Origin of the sequence: Brevundimonas sp. (assembly GCF_041648055.1) — a bacterium.
Taxonomy (GTDB): domain Bacteria; phylum Pseudomonadota; class Alphaproteobacteria; order Caulobacterales; family Caulobacteraceae; genus Brevundimonas.
Window position 1 is genome coordinate 1 of sequence record NZ_JBAZPS010000006.1, and the last position, 20,450, is coordinate 20,450.

General features: G+C 65.3%; 21 protein-coding genes. 13 read left to right on the plus strand and 8 right to left on the minus strand.

What is annotated here, in order from left to right; all coding sequences use genetic code 11:
• Positions 1-137 precede the first annotated feature (137 nt).
• Positions 138-575 (minus strand): DUF3601 domain-containing protein, encoded by a 438-nt coding sequence (locus WC585_RS11895; RefSeq protein WP_373258191.1) that lies wholly within the window; start codon positions 573-575, stop codon positions 138-140.
• 888 nt (positions 576-1,463) lie between these two features.
• Between WC585_RS11895 and WC585_RS11900 the strand changes: the two genes are divergently transcribed.
• Together WC585_RS11900 and WC585_RS11905 are read left to right on the plus strand one after the other, a co-directional pair.
• The gene (locus WC585_RS11900) at positions 1,464-1,814 is read left to right on the plus strand and encodes an MmcQ/YjbR family DNA-binding protein (RefSeq protein WP_373258192.1); all 351 of its coding nucleotides are present in this window, start codon (positions 1,464-1,466) and stop codon (positions 1,812-1,814) included.
• Between the two features lie 103 nt (positions 1,815-1,917).
• Positions 1,918-3,657, plus strand: coding sequence for a M1 family metallopeptidase (locus WC585_RS11905; RefSeq protein WP_373258193.1), 1,740 nt, complete (start codon positions 1,918-1,920; stop codon positions 3,655-3,657).
• Here the strand turns inward: WC585_RS11905 and WC585_RS11910 are convergent.
• Positions 3,654-4,430 (minus strand): transglutaminase family protein, encoded by a 777-nt coding sequence (locus WC585_RS11910; RefSeq protein WP_373258194.1) that lies wholly within the window; start codon positions 4,428-4,430, stop codon positions 3,654-3,656. The two genes, WC585_RS11905 and WC585_RS11910, sit on opposite strands and share 4 nt — an antisense overlap.
• Positions 4,431-4,580: 150 nt before the next feature.
• Here WC585_RS11910 and WC585_RS11915 point away from each other — a divergent pair, with 150 nt between their 5' ends.
• The 3 genes from WC585_RS11915 to WC585_RS11925 all read left to right on the plus strand — a co-directional run bounded on the left by WC585_RS11915 (position 4,581) and on the right by WC585_RS11925 (position 8,270).
• Positions 4,581-5,639: an extracellular solute-binding protein gene (locus tag WC585_RS11915; RefSeq protein ID WP_373258195.1), complete on the plus strand. Its 1,059-nt coding sequence runs from the start codon at positions 4,581-4,583 to the stop codon at positions 5,637-5,639.
• Positions 5,640-5,701: 62 nt separating this feature from the next.
• Entirely contained in the window at positions 5,702-7,258 is a 1,557-nt protein-coding gene (locus WC585_RS11920) for an ABC transporter permease (RefSeq protein WP_373258196.1), read from the plus strand.
• Between the two features lie 25 nt (positions 7,259-7,283).
• Positions 7,284-8,270 (plus strand): ABC transporter ATP-binding protein, encoded by a 987-nt coding sequence (locus WC585_RS11925; protein WP_373258197.1) that lies wholly within the window; start codon positions 7,284-7,286, stop codon positions 8,268-8,270.
• 10 nt (positions 8,271-8,280) lie between these two features.
• On the opposite strand, the gene WC585_RS11930 is transcribed toward WC585_RS11925, so the two are convergent.
• From WC585_RS11930 to WC585_RS11940, 3 genes are all read right to left on the minus strand, one after another.
• Positions 8,281-8,841, minus strand: a complete 561-nt coding sequence (locus WC585_RS11930) for an HNH endonuclease (protein WP_373258198.1) — start codon at positions 8,839-8,841, stop codon at positions 8,281-8,283.
• A gap of 161 nt (positions 8,842-9,002) precedes the next feature.
• Positions 9,003-9,656 (minus strand): trimeric intracellular cation channel family protein, encoded by a 654-nt coding sequence (locus WC585_RS11935; protein ID WP_373258199.1) that lies wholly within the window; start codon positions 9,654-9,656, stop codon positions 9,003-9,005.
• A gap of 35 nt (positions 9,657-9,691) precedes the next feature.
• Entirely contained in the window at positions 9,692-10,354 is a 663-nt protein-coding gene (locus WC585_RS11940) for a DNA-3-methyladenine glycosylase (protein ID WP_373258200.1), read from the minus strand.
• Positions 10,355-10,442: 88 nt separating this feature from the next.
• Between WC585_RS11940 and gluQRS the strand changes: the two genes are divergently transcribed.
• Positions 10,443-11,291, plus strand: a complete 849-nt coding sequence (gene gluQRS, locus WC585_RS11945; RefSeq protein WP_373258332.1) for a tRNA glutamyl-Q(34) synthetase GluQRS — start codon at positions 10,443-10,445, stop codon at positions 11,289-11,291.
• Here the strand turns inward: gluQRS and ppk2 are convergent.
• A complete protein-coding gene (gene ppk2, locus WC585_RS11950) occupies positions 11,288-12,034 on the minus strand; it encodes a polyphosphate kinase 2 (RefSeq protein ID WP_373258201.1) in 747 nt (248 codons plus the stop codon). The two genes, gluQRS and ppk2, sit on opposite strands and share 4 nt — an antisense overlap.
• 118 nt (positions 12,035-12,152) lie before the next feature.
• Here ppk2 and WC585_RS11955 point away from each other — a divergent pair, with 118 nt between their 5' ends.
• From WC585_RS11955 to WC585_RS11965, 3 genes are all read left to right on the plus strand, one after another.
• Positions 12,153-13,247 carry a serine hydrolase domain-containing protein gene (locus tag WC585_RS11955; protein WP_373258202.1) on the plus strand — a complete coding sequence of 365 codons (1,095 nt, stop codon included), beginning with the start codon at positions 12,153-12,155 and terminating at the stop codon, positions 13,245-13,247.
• A gap of 51 nt (positions 13,248-13,298) precedes the next feature.
• A complete protein-coding gene (locus WC585_RS11960; protein ID WP_373258203.1) occupies positions 13,299-14,069 on the plus strand; it encodes an extensin family protein in 771 nt (256 codons plus the stop codon).
• A 220-nt stretch (positions 14,070-14,289) separates the two neighbouring features.
• Positions 14,290-14,493 (plus strand): cold-shock protein, encoded by a 204-nt coding sequence (locus WC585_RS11965; RefSeq protein WP_292171020.1) that lies wholly within the window; start codon positions 14,290-14,292, stop codon positions 14,491-14,493.
• Between the two features lie 58 nt (positions 14,494-14,551).
• Here the strand turns inward: WC585_RS11965 and WC585_RS11970 are convergent, their stop codons facing one another.
• Entirely contained in the window at positions 14,552-15,322 is a 771-nt protein-coding gene (locus WC585_RS11970; protein WP_373258204.1) for a hypothetical protein, read from the minus strand.
• A complete protein-coding gene (locus WC585_RS11975) occupies positions 15,319-15,519 on the minus strand; it encodes a hypothetical protein (RefSeq protein WP_373258205.1) in 201 nt (66 codons plus the stop codon). The genes WC585_RS11970 and WC585_RS11975 overlap by 4 nt, the downstream gene beginning before the upstream one ends.
• 428 nt (positions 15,520-15,947) lie before the next feature.
• Here WC585_RS11975 and WC585_RS11980 point away from each other — a divergent pair, with 428 nt between their 5' ends.
• The 4 genes from WC585_RS11980 (at position 15,948) to putP (ending at position 20,445) form a co-directional block, all read left to right on the plus strand.
• Positions 15,948-17,150, plus strand: a complete 1,203-nt coding sequence (locus WC585_RS11980) for a nucleotidyltransferase (protein ID WP_373258206.1) — start codon at positions 15,948-15,950, stop codon at positions 17,148-17,150.
• Between the two features lie 122 nt (positions 17,151-17,272).
• Positions 17,273-17,785, plus strand: a complete 513-nt coding sequence (locus tag WC585_RS11985) for a hypothetical protein (RefSeq protein ID WP_373258207.1) — start codon at positions 17,273-17,275, stop codon at positions 17,783-17,785.
• Positions 17,758-18,654, plus strand: coding sequence for a CBASS cGAMP-activated phospholipase (locus WC585_RS11990; RefSeq protein ID WP_373258208.1), 897 nt, complete (start codon positions 17,758-17,760; stop codon positions 18,652-18,654). The genes WC585_RS11985 and WC585_RS11990 overlap by 28 nt, the downstream gene beginning before the upstream one ends.
• 282 nt (positions 18,655-18,936) lie before the next feature.
• On the plus strand, positions 18,937-20,445 hold the full coding sequence (putP, locus tag WC585_RS11995) for a sodium/proline symporter PutP (RefSeq protein ID WP_373258209.1): 1,509 nt from the start codon (positions 18,937-18,939) through the stop codon (positions 20,443-20,445).
• The last annotated feature ends 5 nt before the right edge of the window (positions 20,446-20,450 follow it).

The following is a 20,450-nucleotide window of genomic DNA, read 5'->3' on the forward strand; positions in this document are numbered from 1 at the left end:
TCCGCGAACTCCCATACAGGCCAGCGACGGTTCGCCGCCGCACAACAGGCCGGACAGATGGCAGCATCCGACTACGTGTCAAAACTCCCGGATTCACTCTTGCGCTGAAGGGGGCGTCCACAGATGGAAAGCGGACGCTAGCTCACGGTCCGAATGTAGTCGGCCAAGCTGTCTATCAAACGGCCTTGTTCATCGTCGCGCCATTGCAGCCTGATGTGCCATTCGGACTGGCCGTCTAACGAGACGAACAAGCTCAAGCCATCGTCGTGGGGTAGGAAGGTGTGGCCGAGGAATGCCCACGTTTCACCGACCTGATGCAGCTTGGCATCGTAGTCGGTGAAATCTTGAGTTACCTCGTAACGCGCTCCTGGTGTCAGGTATTTGAACGCGGCCTGCGAGCGTGAGGCGGTCCAGTAACCAAGAGGCTTGGGTCCATACATGTGCCCCAAATAGCGGACGTTCGGGAGGTCGCCAACGGGTTGAAAGCGGACTTTGGCCTCGCGCTGGAATGCGGACCTAGTCCAAACAGGCTGTCTGCGGAGCCTGTCCAGCGAGAAGTTCGGAGCGGCAGCCATACGTCGCATTGTCCCGCTGGCAACGTCCGGGCGGGTGATCGTTAGGGGGAGGCCCTGCCAGACAAGCCCCAACACATTCGTCGCTAGAGGAACAGGATTTGTCGGCATCGGGGTAGGCGATGACGCAGTGCTCTCGTCCGCCAAACCCTCGCGCTTCGACCTTGCCCCCTGTCCGATCACAGGCCGATAGTTCCTCTGGCGTCATTTCATAGCCACGGCTTCTGACGGCTGTTGGCGACCAGGACGCACGGCGAGGTTCGGCCTTGGGGAAGGCAGGCGGTGCTTTAGTGCCCGCCTCTTCGGAGCACGCCCCCAAGGCCAAGACGGTCGAAAGAATGAGGGGAAGCGCGGCTCTCATTTCGGCAGGCTATCTGACGCCACAGAGTCTGCAATGGACCGGTTCGGGAAGCTGGCCTTAGTCTACGAACAGACGTTGGCGTGATCACCGAAGCCGACCTTGCCGAATGAGCCGGCAAACGGCACCGTTTAGCGATGACGTTCGCCATACTCCTCGCACCAGCCCTGATCGGACTGCCACTCGCCGCGTGGGCCTATCCATGGCGGGAACCAATGCTACGACCGTATCTCTGGTTCGTCACGGCCCTTGTTGCCCCAGTTATTATCCTGTTGCTGCTTCAGTCTCTGTTCACCCTACCACCGGGAACTTGCACGGAGCGTGCAATCAACAGCTTGCCGCTCTTACTGGTCATGGCCAATGTTGCCACGGCCATCGGGCTAATCGTGAAGGCTCGCGGCTATCGTCTTTTCATTACAGGCATTGCTATTGCTGTCTGTCCGCCGACGGCCCTGTGGTCCTTGGTCACGGTTATGTCCATGGCGGGCTGCTGGATTTGAGATGAGTCAGCCCCCTCGCCCCGAGGACACTTCATGACCCGCGACCAGATGTTCGCCCATGCGCTGAGCCAGCCCGGTGCGGAGGACTCCACCCTGCATGGCGGGCGGTGCGTGCGGGTGCGGGGGCACTGGATCGTCAATGACAATGCCGATCCCGACGCCCTGGCCCTGGCGCTGGATCGCGACACCGTGGCCCTGCTGATGGAGACGGAGCCACAGACCTATTTCCAGACCCCGCATTTCGAGGGCTGGCCCGCCGTGCTGGTCCGCTATGCCGTGGCCGACGACGACCGCCTGCGCGAACAGATCGACAAGGCCTGGGCCCGGCGCGCGACTGCGGCCCAGCGCAAGGCGCGTGGGGGCAAGGGCGGGCCAGCCGGGTAAGTCGTTGGCGTGTGTATTCCTCCCCCATCGGGGGAGGAATGGATCACTTGCGCACACCGACTGTGTCTCTAGGCTGATCCCCCTGTCCGTCCCGGAGCCCTTCGTGTCCGTATTCCGCCGTGTCGCCGTCGCCACCGTCTCCGTCCTGGCCCTGACCGCGGCCCCCCTCACAGCCTCGGCCCAGGACGCACCCGCCCCTGTCGTCACCGACATCTCCGTCGAATCCTCCGCCTTCACCCTGGCCACCGACCAGCCCCGCGCGCCCGAACAGGTCGCGGTCCGGTTCGACAAGGCCGATCTGTCGATCAGGGTCATCCCTGCGGACAAGGCCATCGACGCGGTCGCCGTGCTGGACTTCACGGCCCAGTCGCCGGTCGAGGCCCTGGTGGTCGAACTGGACACACGGTTCGCCGTCTCCTCCGTCCAGGTCCACGGGCAGGAGATCGCGCCCGGCACCTGGACCAATCCCGAGGGCCGCATGACCGTGCCGCTGGGTCGCACGCTTCAGACGGGCCAGACCGCCTCCCTGCGCATCGCCTATGCGGGCCAGCCGCGCGTCGCCCCCCGCGCGCCCTGGGACGGCGGCTTCGTCTGGTCCACGACCCCCGATGGCCAGCCGTGGATCGCCACGGCGGTTCAGGGCGAGGGCTGCGACCTGTTCTGGCCGTGCATCGACCATCCGCTGGCCGAGCCGGGCCGCGTCGACCTGCACATCACCGTGCCGTCCGATCTGGCCGCGCCGTCGAACGGGCGGTTCGTCGGCAAGACCGACAACGGCGACGGCACCACGACCTGGAACTGGAGCGCGCGTAGCCCCAACACCTATGCCATCGCCCTGAACATCGGGCCGTATGACGAGATGACCACCGACTACGTCAGCCGGTTCGGCAACGTCATCCCCCTGACCTACTGGTATCTGCGCGGCGACGACCCGGCCAAGGTGAAGGTCCTGTTCGACCAGTTCGCGCCCATGGTGGACTTCTTCGAGGCCACCGTCGGCCCCTACCCCTTCGGTGACGAGAAGATGGGGGTGGTGGAGACGCCGCATCTGGGCATGGAGCACCAGACCATCAACGCCTATGGCAACGGCTATCGGCTGGACGGGCGCGGCTTCGACTGGCTGCTGCATCACGAGCTGAGCCATGAATGGTTCGGCAATCAGCTGACCAACCGCAACGCCGACGACATGTGGCTGCACGAAGGACTGGGCAGCTATATGCAGCCGCTCTACGACCGCTGGCTGAACGGCGAGCGCTTCATGCAGGCCAGCCTGTTGCAGCAGCGGCGGGACCTGATCAACCGCTACCCCGTCGTCTCCGGCACCGACCGCGCCGTGGCCGAGGTCTATGAGGGCGACACCGGGCCGGGTCTGGACCTGTACAACAAGGGCTCGCTGATCTCGCATTCCCTGCGCATGCTGGTCGGGGACGAGGCCTTCTTTCGCGCCGTGACCCGGCTGGTCTATGGCACGGCGACGCCGAAGCCTGGCGCGTTCCAGCCCCGCTATGGCACCACACGCGAGTTTCTGGCCCTGATCAACGAGGAGACGGGTCAGGATCTGGGCTGGTTCTTCGACGGCTATTTGTATCAGGCCGCCCTGCCCGACCTGCGCCAGAGCCGTGACGAGCGCGGGCTTGCGCTGGAATGGGTTACCGGCGACGGCAAGCCCTTCCCCATGCCGGTCGAGGTCGAGATCGATGGCCGGCGCACGACCGTGGCCATGCCCGGCGGCCGCGGTTTCATCGAGGCCCGCGCAGCCAGCCACATCCTGATCGACCCGGACAGCAAGGTCCTGCGCCGCCTGGACTTCATCGAGGCGTGGAAGGCGTCAGGCGGAAACTAGACTGCCTCGGCCGTCACAGACTGCCGCACCATCTGGCACGACCCCTGGGTGGTCAGGAAGGCGATGTCGGCAGCGTCGCGCCCGCAGGCGATCCGCACAAGGCCCTCGACGGGAGCCAGCCCCGTCGGATCGACCAGCCACCACCCATCGGACAGCCAGACCTCGAAGATGGCGTGGAAGTCCGGCGGGCTCAGCTGATGCGCAAAGGCGCTGACCGCGCGCGCCGGAATGCCCGAGGCCCGGCAAAGGGTGATGCCCATGTGGGTGAAGTCGCGGCACACACCCGCCCGGTCGATGAAGGTCCGTGCCGCCGTGGTCTCACTGTCGGAGGCACCGGGCTCGTAGTCGATGTTCTCGGCGATCCAGTTCAGGATCTTCAGAACACGGTCGCCGCCGACCGTGCCGCCGAACGTCCGCTCCACAAACCGTCCGAACTGGTCCGACGGACAATAGCGGCTGGGGTTCAGATAGGGCAGGACCTCGGCGGGCAGGTCGTTCCAGTCGTGCTGGACCGTCACCGGCGGCAGGCCCTTCAGCGTGCCGTTGTCGACCACCGCCTCATAGACCAGCGCGACTTCGCCCTGCAGATGCGCCCGCAACGTGCGCGCCCCGAACTCGTCGTCCTGATCATGCTGGAACTCGACCTCCGGCGTTGTGGTCAGCGTCTCCTCAAGGATGTTTTGCCCCGGCCAGTGGGCCACCTGAATCTTGTAGATCGCATCCGTCGGGGGATCGAAACGATAGACCAGTTCGGCACGGACTCGGATTTTCATGAGGGCTCGAGTGAAGGAGTACGGACACGGCGTCAACGTGGCGGTTTAACCGGTGTTCCGTGTCAGTCTGCGTTCCCCGCAAACGGTGCGACGCTGGACCGCGTCCGCCTGCCCCTTGACCATCCGCGCCGTGGAGGGAAGACTTCGCTTATGCATATGCGAACCAAATTCATTTTGCCCGTCGCCCTCGCCGCGGTCGTATCCGCCTGTGGTCAGGGAGAACCGTCCGCAACCGATGCGGCCGATGCGGCCGATGCCGGTGTCGTCAACCTGTACACCGCGCGTCACTATGACTCCGACCGGGCCCTGTATGACCGGTTCACCGAACAGACAGGCATCCGGGTCAATATCATCGAAGGCAATGCCGACCAGTTGATCGCCCGCATGGGCAGCGAGGGCTCTGCCAGCCCCGCCGACGTCTTCATTACGGCCGATGCCGGGGCCCTGTGGCGGGCACAGAACGCCAATCTGCTCCAGCCCACGACCTCTGAAGTGCTGACGGACGCCATTCCGGCCAATCTGCGCGATCCGCAGGGCCGCTGGTTTGGTCTGAACCGCCGCGCGCGGATCGTAGCCTATGACTCGACCAAGGTTCAGCCGGCCGAGATCGACACCTATGAGGAAATCGCCTCGCCGCGCTTCCGCGGCAAGCTTTGCGTCCGCTCGGCCGACAGCGTCTACAACCTGTCGCTGGTCGGTGCCTTGATCGAGGCATGGGGTCCGGAAAGGACTGCCGAATGGACGCGGGGCGTCGTCGCCAACATGGCCCGTCCTCCCGAGGGCGGCGACCGCGATCAGATCCGCGCCGTCAACGCTGGTGTCTGCGAGATCGCCCTGACCAACAGCTACTATTACATCCGTATGGCCAATGGCGAAGATGCCGCCGACCGGGCAGTGACCCAGAAGGTCAAACTGTCGTTCCCGTCGCTGGCCGGTCAGGGCGCGCACATCAATGTGTCGGGCGGAGGCGTCGCTGCCAATGCGCCGAACCGCGAGAATGCCGTGCGGTTGCTGGAATTCCTTGCGTCGCCCGAGGCGCAGACGGCGGTGTCGGCGGGCAATAACGAGTTCCCGGGCAACCCGGCCGTACCGGTGCCGGCCCCGACCAATGCCTATGCGGACTTCACGGCTCATCCGATGTCGGTCGCCATCTATGGGCCACGCCAGGCCGAGGCCCAGAGCCTGATGAGCGCGGCGGGCTGGCGATAGGTCCCGACACCGTCCGGGCAACCCCGGCCCGCCGCGCGTTTCGCGTCGGCGGGCCTTCTCTGTTGCGGCTGCTGGCCTGGCTGGCCGCCGCTGTGGCTATCGCTCCCCTGATCGGGGTCGTGGCCGCAGCCTTTGGAGAAGGGCGGGCCGACATCGCCGCCTCGGACCTGGTCCGCTATGCCCTGACCTCAGTCGCCCTGGCCTTGATGGTCGCCGTGGCCACCGCCGTGTTGGGATCGGTTTCGGCATGGCTGGTGGTCATGCATCGCTTTCCGGGGAGGTCTGTCTTCGCCTGGGCCCTGGCCCTGCCCCTGGCCGCACCTGCCTTTGCCCTGGCCTATGGCTATTCCGACCTGTTTGATGTGGCGGGCGATCTGCGGACCTGGATGCGAACTGTGCCCGGCATCGACTGGGGCCCCCAGATCCGCAGCCTGCCCGGCGCCGCCTTCGTGCTGTCGATGGCCTTCTATCCCTACGTCTATCTGACGGTGCGGGCGGCGCTGGTGAACCAGTCCAGCCAGGCCATCGAGGCGGCCCGCAGTCTGGGCTGTTCGCCGACGCAGGCCCTGTTGCGGGTCGGCCTTCCGCTGCTGCGCCCGGCCCTGGCGGCGGGGGTCGCTTTGGCCGTGATGGAGACCCTGGCCGATTATGGGGCGGTACAGTTCCTCAGCGTGCAGACCCTGACGACCGGCGTGGTGCGATCCTGGTTCGTTTACGGCTCGCTGGAATCTGCGGCCCGACTGGCCCTGCCGCTGCTAGCCACCGCCGCCGTCCTGCTGTGGTTCGAGCGATTGAGCCGCAGGGGGCGCACCGACGAAGTTGCTCGCGCCCGCTGGCGGCCGATCCAGCCAACGCAGCTGAGCGCCGGCCGCGGTGCTTTGGCCTTCGGCTTCTGCGCCGGCCTTCTGACGCTCGGCCTGGTTCTTCCTGTCGGCTGGTTGGCCGTCAACGCCATCGACATCGACCCCGATGTCAGACGCCTCGCCATCGCCGCCTCGCATAGTTTGGGACTTGCGCTGGGCGGAGCCATCACCACGGTCGTCCTGGCCACCTGCCTGGCCTTGAGTGCAGAGCGGATGCCAGTCGCGGCCCGGATCAGCAGCCTGGGCTATGCGACCCCCGGCGCGGTCATGGCCATCGGCCTGTTGGCTCCGGCATCGATTGTCTGGCAGGGCGTGCCGGGAGCAGTGTCCGGACTGGGCGTAGGGCTGATGCTGCTGATCTATGCCTACGCCGCTCGGCTGATGGCGGCAGCTCTGGAGCCGATAGAGGCCGGCCTGACCCGCGTCACCCCGTCAATGGTCGCCGCCGCCCGCACCCTGGGGCGCGGCGAGATCGGGGCCGCCTTGTCGGTTCGACTGCCCATCGCTTACGGGGCCCTGCTGACCGCCACCCTCGTCGTCTTCATCGATGTGGTGAAGGAACTGCCCGCCACCCTGATCCTGAGGCCGTTCAACGTCGACACCCTGGCTGTGATCGCTGACAACTATGCGCGCGACGAACGCCTGCCCAATGCCGGATGGCCCAGCCTGATGATCATCGCCCTGACCCTGCCCGCCGTGATCTGGCTGACCCGCAAGATCACACGCTCACGCCCCGGAGATACCAATGGCGACTGATCAAGCCATCGTCTCGGTGACGGGGATGAGCCGCGCCTACGGACGCAAGCTCGCGATTGATCGTGCCGACCTCAGCTTGTCGCGCGGCCGTATCCTGGGCCTGCTGGGCGCTTCCGGCTCGGGCAAGAGCACTCTGCTACGGGCCATCGCGGGCCTAGAAAACATCGATTCCGGCAGCATTTCTATCGACGGCGAGGTGGTATCCACACCCCGTCGCACCACGCCTCCCGAAGCTCGCCGCGTCGGCATGGTGTTTCAAGACTTCGCCCTGTTTCCTCATCTGACCGTCGCCCAAAACATCAACTTTGGCGTAAAGGACCGCCCCAACCGCGACGCCCTCGTCGTCGATCTGCTGGAGCGCCTGCGACTGGTGGATAAGGCCGGGCTCTTTCCTCACACCCTGTCTGGCGGCGAACAGCAGCGCGTCGCACTGGCACGTGCACTTGCACGCGATCCGGCGGTCATTCTGCTGGACGAGCCGTTTTCCAGCCTGGATGGATACTTGCGGGCCGAGGTGCGCGACGATTTGATACAGGCCCTGCGCGACAGTGGCACTTCAGCTATCGTCGTCACTCACGATGCCCAGGACGCCATGGTGATGGCCGACGATCTGGCCCTCATGGAGGCCGGCCGGATTATTCAGACGGGAACACCGCGTGACCTCTACAGGCATCCCACTTCTGTCGCGGCGGCAAGACTGCTGGGGCCCATCAATCTGATTGAGGCAGAGGTTCGCCACCGGATGGCCACGTCGGTACTCGGCACCGCTGACACGGATTTGCCCGAAGGCAGAGCGTGGATGGGCGTGCGTCCGTCAGATCTGGCTCTGACCACGCCCGGGGAGGGCCAGGCTGTACGAGTGACGTCGGTGAGCGACGTCGGCGCGTTCAACATGGTGCGCGTTATGTTGGGAATGCAGACTCTCGCTCTGCATGTGTCTGGCGAACCGCCGTGTGTGGGCGACACAATCACGATTGCAGCCAGCCCCACGCATCTGCGCGTGCTGGCCTGATCACAACCGATTATGGCTCCAGCTCGATGTCCCAGTACAGATAGTCCAGCCAGCTCTGGTGCAGATAGTGCGGCGGGAAGCGGCGGCCGTGCTGTTGTAGCTGCCAGGCGTTCGGGCGATGCGGCTCGCGGCGGATCGGCATGCCGGCCTGCTGGGGGGTCCGGCCGCCCTTGCGCAGGTTGCAGGGCGAGCAGGCGGCGACGATGTTTTCCCAGGTCGTGCGACCGCCCTTCGAGCGCGGCACCACGTGATCGAAGGTCAACTCGGCGGTGTCGCCGCAATACTGGCAGGTGAAGCCGTCGCGCAGGAAGACGTTGAAGCGGGTGAAAGCGGGCTGGCGGTCCTGATCGACATAGGTCTTGAGCGCGATCACGCTGGGCAGGACGATTTCCATCGAGGGGCTGCGCACGACCTTGTCATAGGTGGAGACGACGTCGACGCGGTCCTGATAGACGGCCTTGACGACCTCCTCCCACGGCCAGATCGACAGCGGATAGTAGGACAGCGGCCGGAAGTCCGCGTTCAGCACCAGGGCGGGAAAGCCGGAAAGCTGGCGATGGGTGACCTGCATCACGGCCTCCTTGTCGAGGCTGCGGATCGGGCGGGTTTTATGTACGCGAGAGGACTGAAGACAGGTCTCCTTCCCAGGCTATGGACGAAGCCTAGACCTGATTCGACGCCTTGGCGATCATCGCGTCGTGACGGGCGCGAGACGGTTTGGCGACAGCCCCTTCAGCCGCCCCAGTTGGTCTTTCCGGGAAAGCCGGGCAGGCTCCAGCCCCAGGCCAGGGCCCCGGCGCGCAGGGCGAACGAGCACGGCGCGGCCAGAAGGGCGGCCGGCCAGGCGTCCAGGCCCACGACACGCAGAACCACAAACAGGGTTGCCCCGACCAGGGCCGCCGAAATCGTGATCTCTCTCCGCAGAAGGATGGACGGCTGACCTGCCAGCAGGTCGCGCACGATCCCGCCGAAACAGGCGGTCAGCGCCCCCATGACGATGCAGATCAGCGGCGCGACCATATAGGCCTCGGCCTTGGCCGCGCCCATGACGCCATAGGCGGCCAGACCGATCGCATCCAGCCAAAGTAGAGCCCGGAAACGCCACGGCCGCGCGCCTACCAGCCAGACTGCCACCGAGGCAAACAGGCAGACGGCGATATAGCGCCAGTCCTGAACCCAGAAGACCGGGGCCCCGATCAGAAGGTCGCGCAGCGTGCCGCCGCCCACGCCCGTCACGGCTCCGAAGAAGGCGAAGGTGACCAGGTCATGCTTCTCGCGCGCCGCCGCCAGCGCCCCCGTCGCAGCAAAGACGGCCACACCCGCAAAATCCAGCGCGCCCAGCACAGTCTCGGGATTGGCCAGGCCGGGATCGACGATCGGGTTCATTCTTGCGTCTCTAGCGGCTCATGCGCGGCATACACCTACGCGAGAGACGCACCATCCTCCAGCGCGACCTCGCCGCGCTTGACCGCTCCATACCATCCCCACAGCAGATGCGCCGCAACTCCGCGGTGCGGTCGCCAGATTTCGGCACGGGCATACGCCTCTTTCTCACGCGGCCGCAGGGTCGCCCCGTCAGCCCAGCGCATCGCCTCCTGCAAGGCCACGTCACCGCCGGGAAACACGTCCAGACGCCCTTCGCAGAACATCAGGAAGGTCTCGGCCGTCCATTTGCCGACCCCCTTGATGGCCGTCAGCCGCGCGATCGCCTCCTCGTCCGACAACCGTTCCAGATGGTCGAAGTCAATCAGGCCGTCGGCATGGGCGCGCGCGATCTCATGGCCGTATTTCGCCTTCTGGCCCGACAGGCCGAAGGTGCGCAGCGTCTCGACGTCGCGGGACAGCACCGCCTGGGGCGTCACCTCCCCGTCCAGCCCCTCGACCACCCGCTTCCAGATCGAGGCCACAGCCGCCACCGACACCTGCTGCTCCACGATCATGCGGAACAGCCCCTCATAGCCGCCGGGCCGCAGCCGCCATTCGAACACCGGCGTCTGGGCGTGGGCGCGCGCCAGGGCGGGGTCGAGGGCTGCAAGCTGCTCTCGGGCGGCGGCGATGTCGGCGAAACCTGGTGGGGTGGGCATGAGCTGGACCTTACGTCCTCGCCCGGCGCGAGCAAGTGAGGGGCCCATGTGGGGTTCTACCGCGTCCGCTTCCCGCTATCGTGCCAGGATGTTCGTCACCCGCTTCGCCCCCTCCCCGACCGGCCGCCTGCACAAGGGCCATGCCTGGTCGGCTTTGCTGGGACATCGGCTGGCAAAAGAGGCGGGCGGGCAGTGGCTGCTGCGGATCGAGGACATTGATCCGACCCGGTGCCGGGCGGAGTACGACGCCGGCATCATGGAAGATTTGAGCTGGCTGGGGCTGGGGTGGCCCAGGCCGGTGCGCCGACAGTCGGAGCATCTGGCGGACTATGCCGCCATCGTCGAGGCGCTGCGCCAGAGAGGCCTCCTGTACCGCTGCTTTCGCACCCGCAAGGCGCTGCTGGACGCTATCGGCGACGCCCCGCACGGCGCGGTAGAGGCCGCGCGGCCCGGCCCGCATCCTGCGGATGAGGAGGCGGCGATGCTGGACCAGGGTCTGGCCTTCGCCTGGCGGCTGTCGCTGGACCGGGCGCGGGCTGAACTGGGTGATGCCGTCTGGAATGACCTGTCGTTTGTTGAGGAGGGTCGGGGTCCGAACGGCGAGAGCGGCCGCATCCCGGCCCGGCCCGAAACCGCCGGGGACGTCATACTGGCCCGCAAGGATGCGGGCACGGCCTACCATCTGGCCGTTACCCATGACGATGCCCTGCAGGGCGTCACCCATGTCGTGCGGGGCGAAGACCTGTTCGAGGCGACGCACATCCAGGTGCTGATCCAGGCGCTGATGAACTGGCCGAGGCCGGTCTATCACCACCACAGACTGCTGACCGGGCCAGACGGACGGCGCTATGCCAAGCGGGACCGGTCGATGACCCTGGCCGAGCTGCGCGCCGGGGGCATGACGGCGGAGGCCCTTCGGGCGGAGCTGGGGGTCTAGGGGGCCAAGCGGCCCTCGGCGCGGTCGGCGTCGAAGACGATGTGGGGATCGGGCTTGGGCGTCTTGACGCCGGGGGCTCCCAGCCGGCGCAGGATGTGGCGCATGATGTTGAGCCGGGCCTGTTTCTTGGTGTCCGTGGCGATCACCGTCCAGGGCGCGTGGCCCGAATGGGTGGCTTCCAGCATCTGGTCGCGGGCCTTGGAATAGGCGTCCCAGCGGTCCTGGGCCTCCGCGTCCAGAGACGAGACCTTGAACCGTTTCAGCGGATCCTCGACCCGCGCCTCCAGCCGCTCGGCCTGTTCGGCCTTGGAGATGTCCAGCCAGAGCTTGATCAGAACGATGCCGCTGTCGGTCAGCATGCGCTCGAAGCGCGGCGCGTCCTTGAGGAACTGGGTGTGCTGTTCCGGCGTGCAGAAACCCATCACTGGCTCCACCCCGCCGCGATTGTACCAAGAGCGGTTGAACAGATAGGTCTCGCCCGCCGACGGCAGGTGCCGGACGTAGCGCTGGAAATACCACTGGCCCTGTTCGTGCTCGCTGGGCTTGGCCAGGGCGATGACGCGGGTCTGGCGCGGGGCCATGTGTTCGGTGATCCGCTTGATCGCCCCGTCCTTGCCCGCGCTGTCGCGACCCTCGAACACGATCACGGTCTTGATCCCCTGTTCGATGGTCCAGGCCTGGGTTTCGACCAGCTGGATCTGCAGCCGCACCAGTTCGTCTTCATAGTCCGATGTCTTGCTCATGGCCGCATGCTGCGCCGTTGCGGGCAGGACGGCAACCGTCCGCTGATCCTGTCTTCGTTGTCAGGTGCGTCCGTCGCCCGTCTTGGATAGCCTGTGTTGCCCAATCCGAAAGAAGCCCATGTTTGCCCATCGCCGCGCCGTCCTGACCAGCCTGATCGCCACGCCAGCCGTGTGCGCCCTGCCCCACATCGCCCGCGCGGACGACGCCTTCGCCCCGGCAGAGGCCGCGCTGGACGGCGCCTTCACGACCGCTTCGCCGCCCGCCCTGGCCGGGGCCATCGTCTCGCGCGAGGGGCTGGTCTGGTCGTCGGTGCGCGGCGTCCGGCAGGCAGGCGGCAGCGATCCGGTCACCGCTGATGACCGCTGGCACCTGGGCTCCAACACCAAGGCGATGACGGCGGCCCTGTTCGCACGGCTGGTCGAGCAGGGGCGCGCCGACTGGGAGATGACGGTCGCCCAGGCCTTCCCCGACCGGACCCTTGATCCGGCCTGGAGCAACACCCGGCTGCTCGACCTGATGCACCACCGCGCCGGACTGATGGACGCCGATGTCGTCGGACGGGCCTGGCTGATGACGGCGCGGGCCGATCCGAGGTCCCTGCCGGAGCAGCGGCGCAGCATCGCCGAACAGGCCTTTGCCAAGCCGCCCAGCGGGGTCGTCGGCACCTTCGCCTATGGCAATGCCAACTACATCGTCCTGGGGGCCGCGATCGAGGCCATCACGGGCACGTCGTGGGAGGACGCCATGCGGGCCGAGGTCTATGGGCCGCTCGGCCTGACCAGCGCAGGCTTCGGGCCGCCGCCGTCGCCCAATGCCTGGGGGCATCGCGGGGCGGCGATCGATCCGACCAATCCCGGGGCGGACAACCCGCTGGCGCTGGGGCCCGCAGGAACGGCGCATATGACCCTGGCGGACTACGGGCGCTTCCTGGCGGTGTTCCTGAGCGAAGGCGGTGGCTGGATCAGCGCGGACAGCGTCGCGCGCCTGACCGCCCCGGCCGAGGGGCCGCCGCCCGGCTATGCTTGCGGCTGGATCGTGCAGGGTCACGGGCCGCAGCGGGTCCTGGGGCATGAGGGGTCGAACACGATGTGGCATGCCGGGGTGCTGGTCCGGCCTGAGCAGAACAGGGCCGTCATCGCCGTGTCCAACGACCACGACGCGGGCAGCCGGGCGGTGCAGGATCTGATGGTCAGGCTGAACGGCCTGCCGTAGCCCCACGGTTCCGCTTGCGCTGCAACGCAGCACCCGCCACGCTGGGCGGGCATGAAGCGTGATCTGGCCGACTTCTGGAACCTGATGTGGGAGGCGGGCCTGGCGGTCTGCGCCCTGTTCGCCCTGCTGAATGCGTTCGCGCCGCACCAGGACCTGCCGTGGAAGCCGCTGGATCTGGACCGGCCGATCGGCCAGGCGACGCAAGGCAAGGTCGCCGATCTGGACCTGCCGCCCACGGCCGCACCGGAGCAGATCACCGCCCAGACCGAGGCCTGTATGCAGGTGCTGCGCGACGCGGGCGTCACGGTCGAGCGCGCGGCGGACCGGGACGACGGCGGCTTCTGCGTCGTGCGCGGCGCGGTCAGCATCACGGGCGGGGCGGTCACCCCCTTAAGCCCCGGCGGCCTGGTCATGCAGTGCCCGCTGGCCGTCCGATACGTCATCTGGGACCGCCAGGTGCTGCAGCCGGCGGCCCAGGCCAGCTTTGGTCAGGACGTCGCCCGCGTCGACAGCATGGGCACATACTCGTGCCGCCGCATCTATGGCCAGACCGATGCCAGCGCCCGGCCCAGCGAGCATGCCAAGGCCAATGCGCTGGACGTGGCGGGCGTGACCCTGGCGGACGGCAGCAAGGTGACCGTGCTGGACGACTGGTCGGGCCAGGGTCCGGCGGGCGGCGAAGGCGCCCCCTTCCTGGCGCGGCTGAGGGACGGGGCGTGCCGTCTGTTCTCGACGGTTCTGACGCCGGACTACAATGCGGCGCATGCGGACCATCTGCATCTGGACGGCGCATCCTACAGCCTGTGTGCCCGTCCGCGTTGAGCGGTCCGCTGACCCATCCGGTAACCCTGTTCGGGCCCAACCGATTCGCTTTGCTGTTGACCGACCTGGATTTGCGCGAGAGAAAGTCGGTGCAGTCCGGATATCGCGCGGGGTCCAAACCCGTGCTTGCTCCTTCTTCGAACGAGCTGGTTCCAGATGGGCTGACGGGTGATCCCGCAGGGACACCTGCCTGGCAAAGCGCGTTCACGGAGACGCAGACATGGCGACCGGCACGGTCAAGTGGTTCAACTCCACCAAAGGCTACGGCTTCATCCAGCCCGATGGCGGCGGTTCTGACGTGTTCGTTCACGTCACCGCGGTCCAGAAGGCGGGCCTGCAAGGCCTGGATGACAACCAGAAGGTCGAATACGAGCTGGAAAACCAGCGCGGCAAGACCTCGGCGGTGGACCTCAAGCTTCTCTGAAGCCTGACAAAACCCACGATACAGAAGGGCGCGGTGGCCACGGCTGCCGCGCCCTTCTTCATGGCCGCTGGGCGGGCGTTTGCGCCCCGTTCAGGGTCCGGTGTCTCCGTGGCGTGGCGAAAACGGAAGAGGGGATTGTGGGGACAGTGTCTCCACATCCGGACCCTGTCACGACGCATCCCGTTCGGCGTTGGCGGGCATTGCGGGCCAGCATGGCCTCCAGCTCGACATAGGCGGGCGGCAGGGGGCGGCCGTCGGTCATGCGGCGGGCCAGGTCCAGCGCCTGTTCGCGGATGAAGACGCGCATGATGTCCTGACGCCCGCGAAACCGCGCCTCGGCGTCCGGCCCCTCGTCGTCGCTGTCGCCGTTCCATTCCAGCAGCTGGTCCAGGCGGGAGATTTCGGCGGCGGCGCGGGCCAGGCGCACGGCGTTCAGCCCCTGGCCGTCGCGCACGGCCTGGGCCGCATGGGCCAGGGCGCGGCGGGCCAGGGCCCCCGGCTGGATGGTCGGGTTGGGCAGCTGGGCCTCCAGCACCTCATCCTCCGACAGGCCGCCGGACAAGGTGGGCGGAGCGGCCCCCTGCCCGGCCGATGACGGCGCGGCCTGACCGGCGGGCAGCGGGGCCGCCGCCTCGGGCAGGGCGCGGGTGGCGGCATATTGCAGCTTGGTCCAGCCCTCGCGCCGGGCCCGCTTGCGCAGGGCCGAGACCGACACCCCGAACCGCGCCGCCACCGTGGGCGCCGACAGGCCCGACAGATAGGCCCCCCGGATCAGGCTCCAGGCCTCGGCCCCGGCGGTCACATAGGTGGTGCGCGGATGGGCCTTCATCGCCGCCGCACCCCGGCCTGCAGCCGCGCGGCCTGCCGCTCCAGCCGGGCCAGCAGGACATCCTGTATCTTCCCCGGTGCCCCGGCCTGCATCATCTTCTGCAGGCGCAGCATCCCGTCCAGCAGGCTCTGCGCCTGGGCCATCCGCGCCGCCACCCGCTCCAGCGGCTGCGCCCCCTTCCCGTCCCGTGCCGTCATCCGTTCCGTCCCGACCTGACCGCCGGACCCCTGATGTCCGGCCCCGCGATTATGCCCCCGCCCGCTCCTACGGCAGGAAAGAGGGGTCCGGAGTGACCGGCGCGGGACGCAAGGTGTTGAAAGGATGGGGGTCGGGACGACACACCCCGTGTTCGGGCGTGATGGGAATAAAAATTCAGGGCGCAGCCACGCGAGGGTCGGGAAGGGTCGGCGAAGGGCGCGAAGGGGCGGGAGGATGGGGGGCGGGAGTAGCGCTAACCGCCGCGCGGCGAAGGCTTGCGAGCCGCACGCGTTCGTGCTTTGTTCTGGCCTTCTTTGAGCCGATATGCGGACGGCCTTGATCACTTCGCGGCCATACCCATTTAACAGCTAAGGTTAATGACGAGGTCACCGTGAACGTCCACGCAGCCATAAATCCGCAGCTCTCGATGGCCGACGAGGTCCTCGTCGATATTGCTGTGAAAATTCAGCTATCTCCGACGCTGCACGATAAAGCAGTGCAGCAATACGAAGCCGTGATGCGCCACCTAGAACGGGACGAAAGCCCGATCGCCAAGAACATCGCCGCTTATTATCCGCAAGGATCAATGGCTGCGGGAACAACAATCCGATCCAAAGATCAGGACGACCTGTTTGACATCGATCTCTTGATCGAACTGACAGACTTGCAGCCTGACATTACGCCACTTGAGACTCTGGAGATGCTATACCAGTCGATCAAGGGTTTGCCGGGATCGCGATACCACGATTTCGAGGTCGTTCAGCAGACGCGGTGCGTGACGATTTATTACGAGGACATGCACCTCGACGTCACGCCGATTTTTCGGATCCCTGCTTTGCCAGAACGCAGCGGCCAGATTTGCCATGCTAAGGCGACCGAACCGAATAAACAGCATCTGGTATGGGCCAACCCGTGGGGTTTTGCCGACTGGTTTAAAGCCCAGACTCCGGCGGAGCCGTGGTTTGGCCGTGTCATGTTGAGGAAATCGCTGACTGACGCTGGCCTGATTGCAGAAGCCGCTGAAGAGATAACGCCCGTTCCTGCCCATCAAAAAACCTTCGAAAAGTCACTCACGGTGGTTGGCCTCCAGCTGTTCAAGCGGTGGCTTGAGCGGAACCACACAAAGAAGCCGAACAGTCGTCGCCCTCCCTCCGTCCTGATCTCTAGGCTAGTTGGTGACGTGGCCGGACAAACCGCGTCGTTGATCGACGAATTAGTCCACCAGGCTACGCACGTTGCCACGGTTCTCTCGAATGCATCGGCTACAGCCGATTTGGTAGACGTCCGGAACCCGCGATTCGAACTCGACGTGTTGTCGGATCGCTGGCCCAACGATCTAAAGAACCAGGATGAGTTTAGAGCGGATCTGAACAACTACGTCGCCCAGTTGCAGATCGCCAAGACCACTGACGATATCGATGTTCTAAGAGTCATTTTCGGCGATTTGTTCGGAGAGCGGGCCACACAGGCGGCGCTCAAGGAGTACTTCGTACGAGCTGGCCGACATACCCGTGATGGCTTGTCTGTCGTCACCGCTGGGTCCGGCGTCGCCTATGCGGGCTCCGCCTTCGCTCGAGCGCCAGAAACCAAATCGGTCCCAAGTCCGATCCATCGCAACTTTGGCGACTAATGGATCCAGTCATACTGTCGATAGGCTCGCAAAGCCGGGAAATGGCTAGGCTATGGCCGCAGCTTGCCGAGAGCGGGAAGACGATATTTTCCTGTTACTGGACCGGGCCTCTCGCGACGCGGATGAAAGCCTACGATGTCCAGATTCGTTACATAAAGCCGCACAAGCTCACGATAGGAAGAATTCTTCCAGCACTGGCCGTCACTGTTATAACTCCGCTCAAGCTTCATCCCGACAGCGCCCAGCTTCCCCACATCTATCAGAATAAGAATGCCCCCAACGGCGGCGAAATCTGCCTCTACTATCCAGCCGATGAAGGCGGCTGGGATTTCACGCAACTCATCGCAAGAAAAATAGTGCCTTGGCTGTCTGAGTGGCTGCTGTTCTATGAGGGTTGGCTGGTTACTGGAGAATGGTTTGCGGATGGCGTGGAACCATATGATTTGGAGCACCAGAAATGGGTTCAGGACAACAAGCAACGCCCGTCCGAAGATCCGACGGTGCCATTCCGACACGCCGCCGACCTGTACATTGGGAAGGAGAAGGGAACTTTCGGGTCCTTGCCCTTGATGGCGGCGGCATCAAAGGGCTCTTCACGACCGCTCTCTTGGCTGGACTGGAAAGAACTTATCTAGACGGTAAAAGCATTGCTTCTTGCTTTGATTATATCTCGGGAACATCGACGGGCGGAATTATAGCACTAGGCCTCGCAAATGGACTTACAGCCTCCGATATACACAGTTTTTATCTGAATCACGGCGGAATTATTTTTCCGCGAGACAGGAAGTTCGGCGTGTTACGGAGCGCCTACAATGCAGCTCCGCTTCGGGATCTTGTTTTGGCTGCTCTGGAGAACAAGATCGTTGGCGAGGCGCAATGTCGCTTATCTATACCCTCGTGTGAGGGTCGACATGGGGACATCAACGTATTCAAAACTCCACATCACCCAGACTTTAAAATGGATTGGAAGGTTCCGATGACTGATGTTGCTATGGCGACATCAGCGGCCCCGACCTATCTTCCAATCCACAACATTGGTGATCACGATTTCATTGACGGTGGAATATGGGGCAATACGCCTACGATGGTCGCGTTGACCGACATATTGTCTTGCTACGATATTCCGAGAGATAATATTGACATTCTATCGATAGGCACAGGGGCTAAGCGTCCACAACTTCGCAATCAAGACAGGTGGTTTGGCGGCATAGTGACATGGTTGTTCTCTGGTGGCTTCCTTCTAGAAAACTTTATGTACTATTCTTCAGCGAACGCACTGGGCCAGACATATCTTCTAGTGGGTAAAGACCGGTGCAAGAGAATAGAACCCTCTGAAAATCTTTCCGAGATCGGGCTTGGAAACTACAAGGCCGCCGTAAAGCAACTGCTGCCAGAAGCAGAGCGATTGCTTGCGGACAACGGGGACGAAATCGCTCGCATATTTCTAGGTTCGCCAGCTTCCAAACCCGTATTCTATCATGGTCCAAAGGCTACGGCCGTTTAGCTGCGCTTCCAAGAACCTTCGCATTTTCTATGCACCAGTCTAAGCCCCCTTACAGCCGCCCCTTCCAGAACGCTTCTGCCATCTCCGCCGCCGCCTCCGCCTCCGCCTCCGCCTCCGCCGTCATGACGTCGTTGGCAACTCCAGGTCCACCAGCATCATGCGCTTGGTCTCGGGCTTTGCCCCGCCCTCCGGGCCGTCGCGCAGGCGGTAGCGCCTCCTCCCCCGCCCCTTTCTCGCCGCAAAGGGTGGCCCCGGCCCCTGCCCTGCTGCTAGGCATGGGGCATGGAAATCGGAACCTTCATCACTCTCGGCCTGTATTTCGCTCTGATGCTGGGCATCGGGGTGTGGTCGATGCGGACCAGCACGGACGATGTGGCCGGATACATGCTGGGCGGGCGCAAGCTGGGGCCGGCGGTGTCGGCGCTGTCGGCCGGGGCGTCGGACATGAGCGGCTGGATGCTGCTGGGTCTGCCCGGGGCCATGTATGTGTCGGGCCTGTCGTCCATATGGATCGCCATCGGCCTGTTCGCCGGGGCGCTGGCCAACTATCTGATCGTGGCGCCGCGCCTGCGGGTCTATACCGAGGTGGCGCGCGACGCGATCACCATCCCCGACTATTTCGGCAAGCGGTTCGAGGACAGGTCCCGGATGCTGAGGATCGTGTCGGCCCTGGTGATCGTGGTCTTCTTCACCCTGTACACCTCGTCCGGCATGGTGGCGGGGGGCAAGCTGTTCGAGACGTCGTTCGGGCTGGATTACGGCCTAGGGCTGTGGCTCACCGCCGGGGTGGTGCTGGCCTATACGATGGTCGGCGGGTTCATGGCGGTCAGCCTGACGGACTTCGTGCAGGGGCTGATCATGTTCGTGGCCCTGATCCTGGTGCCGGTCGTGGCCATTATGAACGACGGCGGGGTGGGCGAGACGGCGGCGACCCTGAACGGGATCGATCCGCAGCTGCTGAACCTGTTCCGCGATGCGACCCTGATCAGCGTGCTGTCGGCCCTGGCCTGGGGGCTGGGCTATTTCGGGCAGCCGCACATCATCGTGCGCTTCATGGCCATCCGCTCGGTGCGGGACATTCCGGCCATGCGCAACATCGGCATGGGCTGGATGCTGGTCACCCTGGTCGGGGCACTGGGGACCGGACTGGCGGGCCTGGCCTATGCGACACGCAACGGGCTGGAGGTCACCGATCCGGAGACCATCTTCATCATCCTGTCGGACGTGCTGTTCCATCCGCTGATCACCGGCTTCCTGCTGGCGGCCATCCTGGCGGCGATCATGAGCACCATCTCGTCGCAGTTGCTGGTGTCGTCCAGCTCGCTGGTCGAGGACTTCTATGGCGTTTTCCTGAGGAAGAGCGCGCCGCAGAAGGAGCTGGTGCTGGTCGGGCGGCTGGCGGTGCTGGCCGTGGCGGTGGCGGCGATCCTGCTGGCCTACAACCCCGACAGCAATGTGCTGGGGCTGGTGTCCAAGGCCTGGGCCGGGTTCGGGGCGGCGTTCGGGCCGCTGGTCATCCTGTCGCTGACGTGGAAGCGGATGACGCGCGACGGGGCGCTGGCCGGCATGGTCGTGGGGGCGGTGACGGTGCTGTTCTGGATCTATGCGCCGGTGCTGGCCGACGGGGCGACGCTGAGCAGCCTGCTGTACGAGATCGTGCCGGGCTTCGTGCTCAGCTTCATCGCCATCGTGGCCGTCAGCCTGATGGGCAAGCCGCCCGCGAGCACGGTGACGGATACCTTCGAGCAGGTGCAACAGGTGCTGGCCGAGGCGCGGACGAAGACGCGCTGAACGGG

Excerpts from the sequence above, each read along its gene's own strand:
- WC585_RS11970 (WP_373258204.1), bottom strand. The coding sequence starts at position 15,322 with ATGAAGGCCCATCCGCGCACCACCTATGTGACCGCCGGGGCCGAGGCC.
- WC585_RS11980 (WP_373258206.1), top strand. The coding sequence starts at position 15,948 with ATGGCCGACGAGGTCCTCGTCGATATTGCTGTGAAAATTCAGCTATCT.
- ppk2 (WP_373258201.1), bottom strand. The coding sequence starts at position 12,034 with ATGAGCAAGACATCGGACTATGAAGACGAACTGGTGCGGCTGCAGATC.
- WC585_RS11930 (WP_373258198.1), bottom strand. The coding sequence starts at position 8,841 with ATGCAGGTCACCCATCGCCAGCTTTCCGGCTTTCCCGCCCTGGTGCTG.
- putP (WP_373258209.1), top strand. The coding sequence starts at position 18,937 with ATGGAAATCGGAACCTTCATCACTCTCGGCCTGTATTTCGCTCTGATG.
- gluQRS (WP_373258332.1), top strand. The coding sequence starts at position 10,443 with ATGTTCGTCACCCGCTTCGCCCCCTCCCCGACCGGCCGCCTGCACAAG.
- WC585_RS11955 (WP_373258202.1), top strand. The coding sequence starts at position 12,153 with ATGTTTGCCCATCGCCGCGCCGTCCTGACCAGCCTGATCGCCACGCCA.
- WC585_RS11960 (WP_373258203.1), top strand. The coding sequence starts at position 13,299 with ATGAAGCGTGATCTGGCCGACTTCTGGAACCTGATGTGGGAGGCGGGC.
- WC585_RS11940 (WP_373258200.1), bottom strand. The coding sequence starts at position 10,354 with ATGCCCACCCCACCAGGTTTCGCCGACATCGCCGCCGCCCGAGAGCAG.
- WC585_RS11925 (WP_373258197.1), top strand. The coding sequence starts at position 7,284 with ATGAGCCGCGCCTACGGACGCAAGCTCGCGATTGATCGTGCCGACCTC.
- WC585_RS11965 (WP_292171020.1), top strand. The coding sequence starts at position 14,290 with ATGGCGACCGGCACGGTCAAGTGGTTCAACTCCACCAAAGGCTACGGC.
- WC585_RS11975 (WP_373258205.1), bottom strand. The coding sequence starts at position 15,519 with ATGACGGCACGGGACGGGAAGGGGGCGCAGCCGCTGGAGCGGGTGGCG.
- WC585_RS11900 (WP_373258192.1), top strand. The coding sequence starts at position 1,464 with ATGACCCGCGACCAGATGTTCGCCCATGCGCTGAGCCAGCCCGGTGCG.
- WC585_RS11910 (WP_373258194.1), bottom strand. The coding sequence starts at position 4,430 with ATGAAAATCCGAGTCCGTGCCGAACTGGTCTATCGTTTCGATCCCCCG.
- WC585_RS11985 (WP_373258207.1), top strand. The coding sequence starts at position 17,273 with ATGAAAGCCTACGATGTCCAGATTCGTTACATAAAGCCGCACAAGCTC.
- WC585_RS11935 (WP_373258199.1), bottom strand. The coding sequence starts at position 9,656 with ATGAACCCGATCGTCGATCCCGGCCTGGCCAATCCCGAGACTGTGCTG.
- WC585_RS11915 (WP_373258195.1), top strand. The coding sequence starts at position 4,581 with ATGCATATGCGAACCAAATTCATTTTGCCCGTCGCCCTCGCCGCGGTC.
- WC585_RS11895 (WP_373258191.1), bottom strand. The coding sequence starts at position 575 with ATGGCTGCCGCTCCGAACTTCTCGCTGGACAGGCTCCGCAGACAGCCT.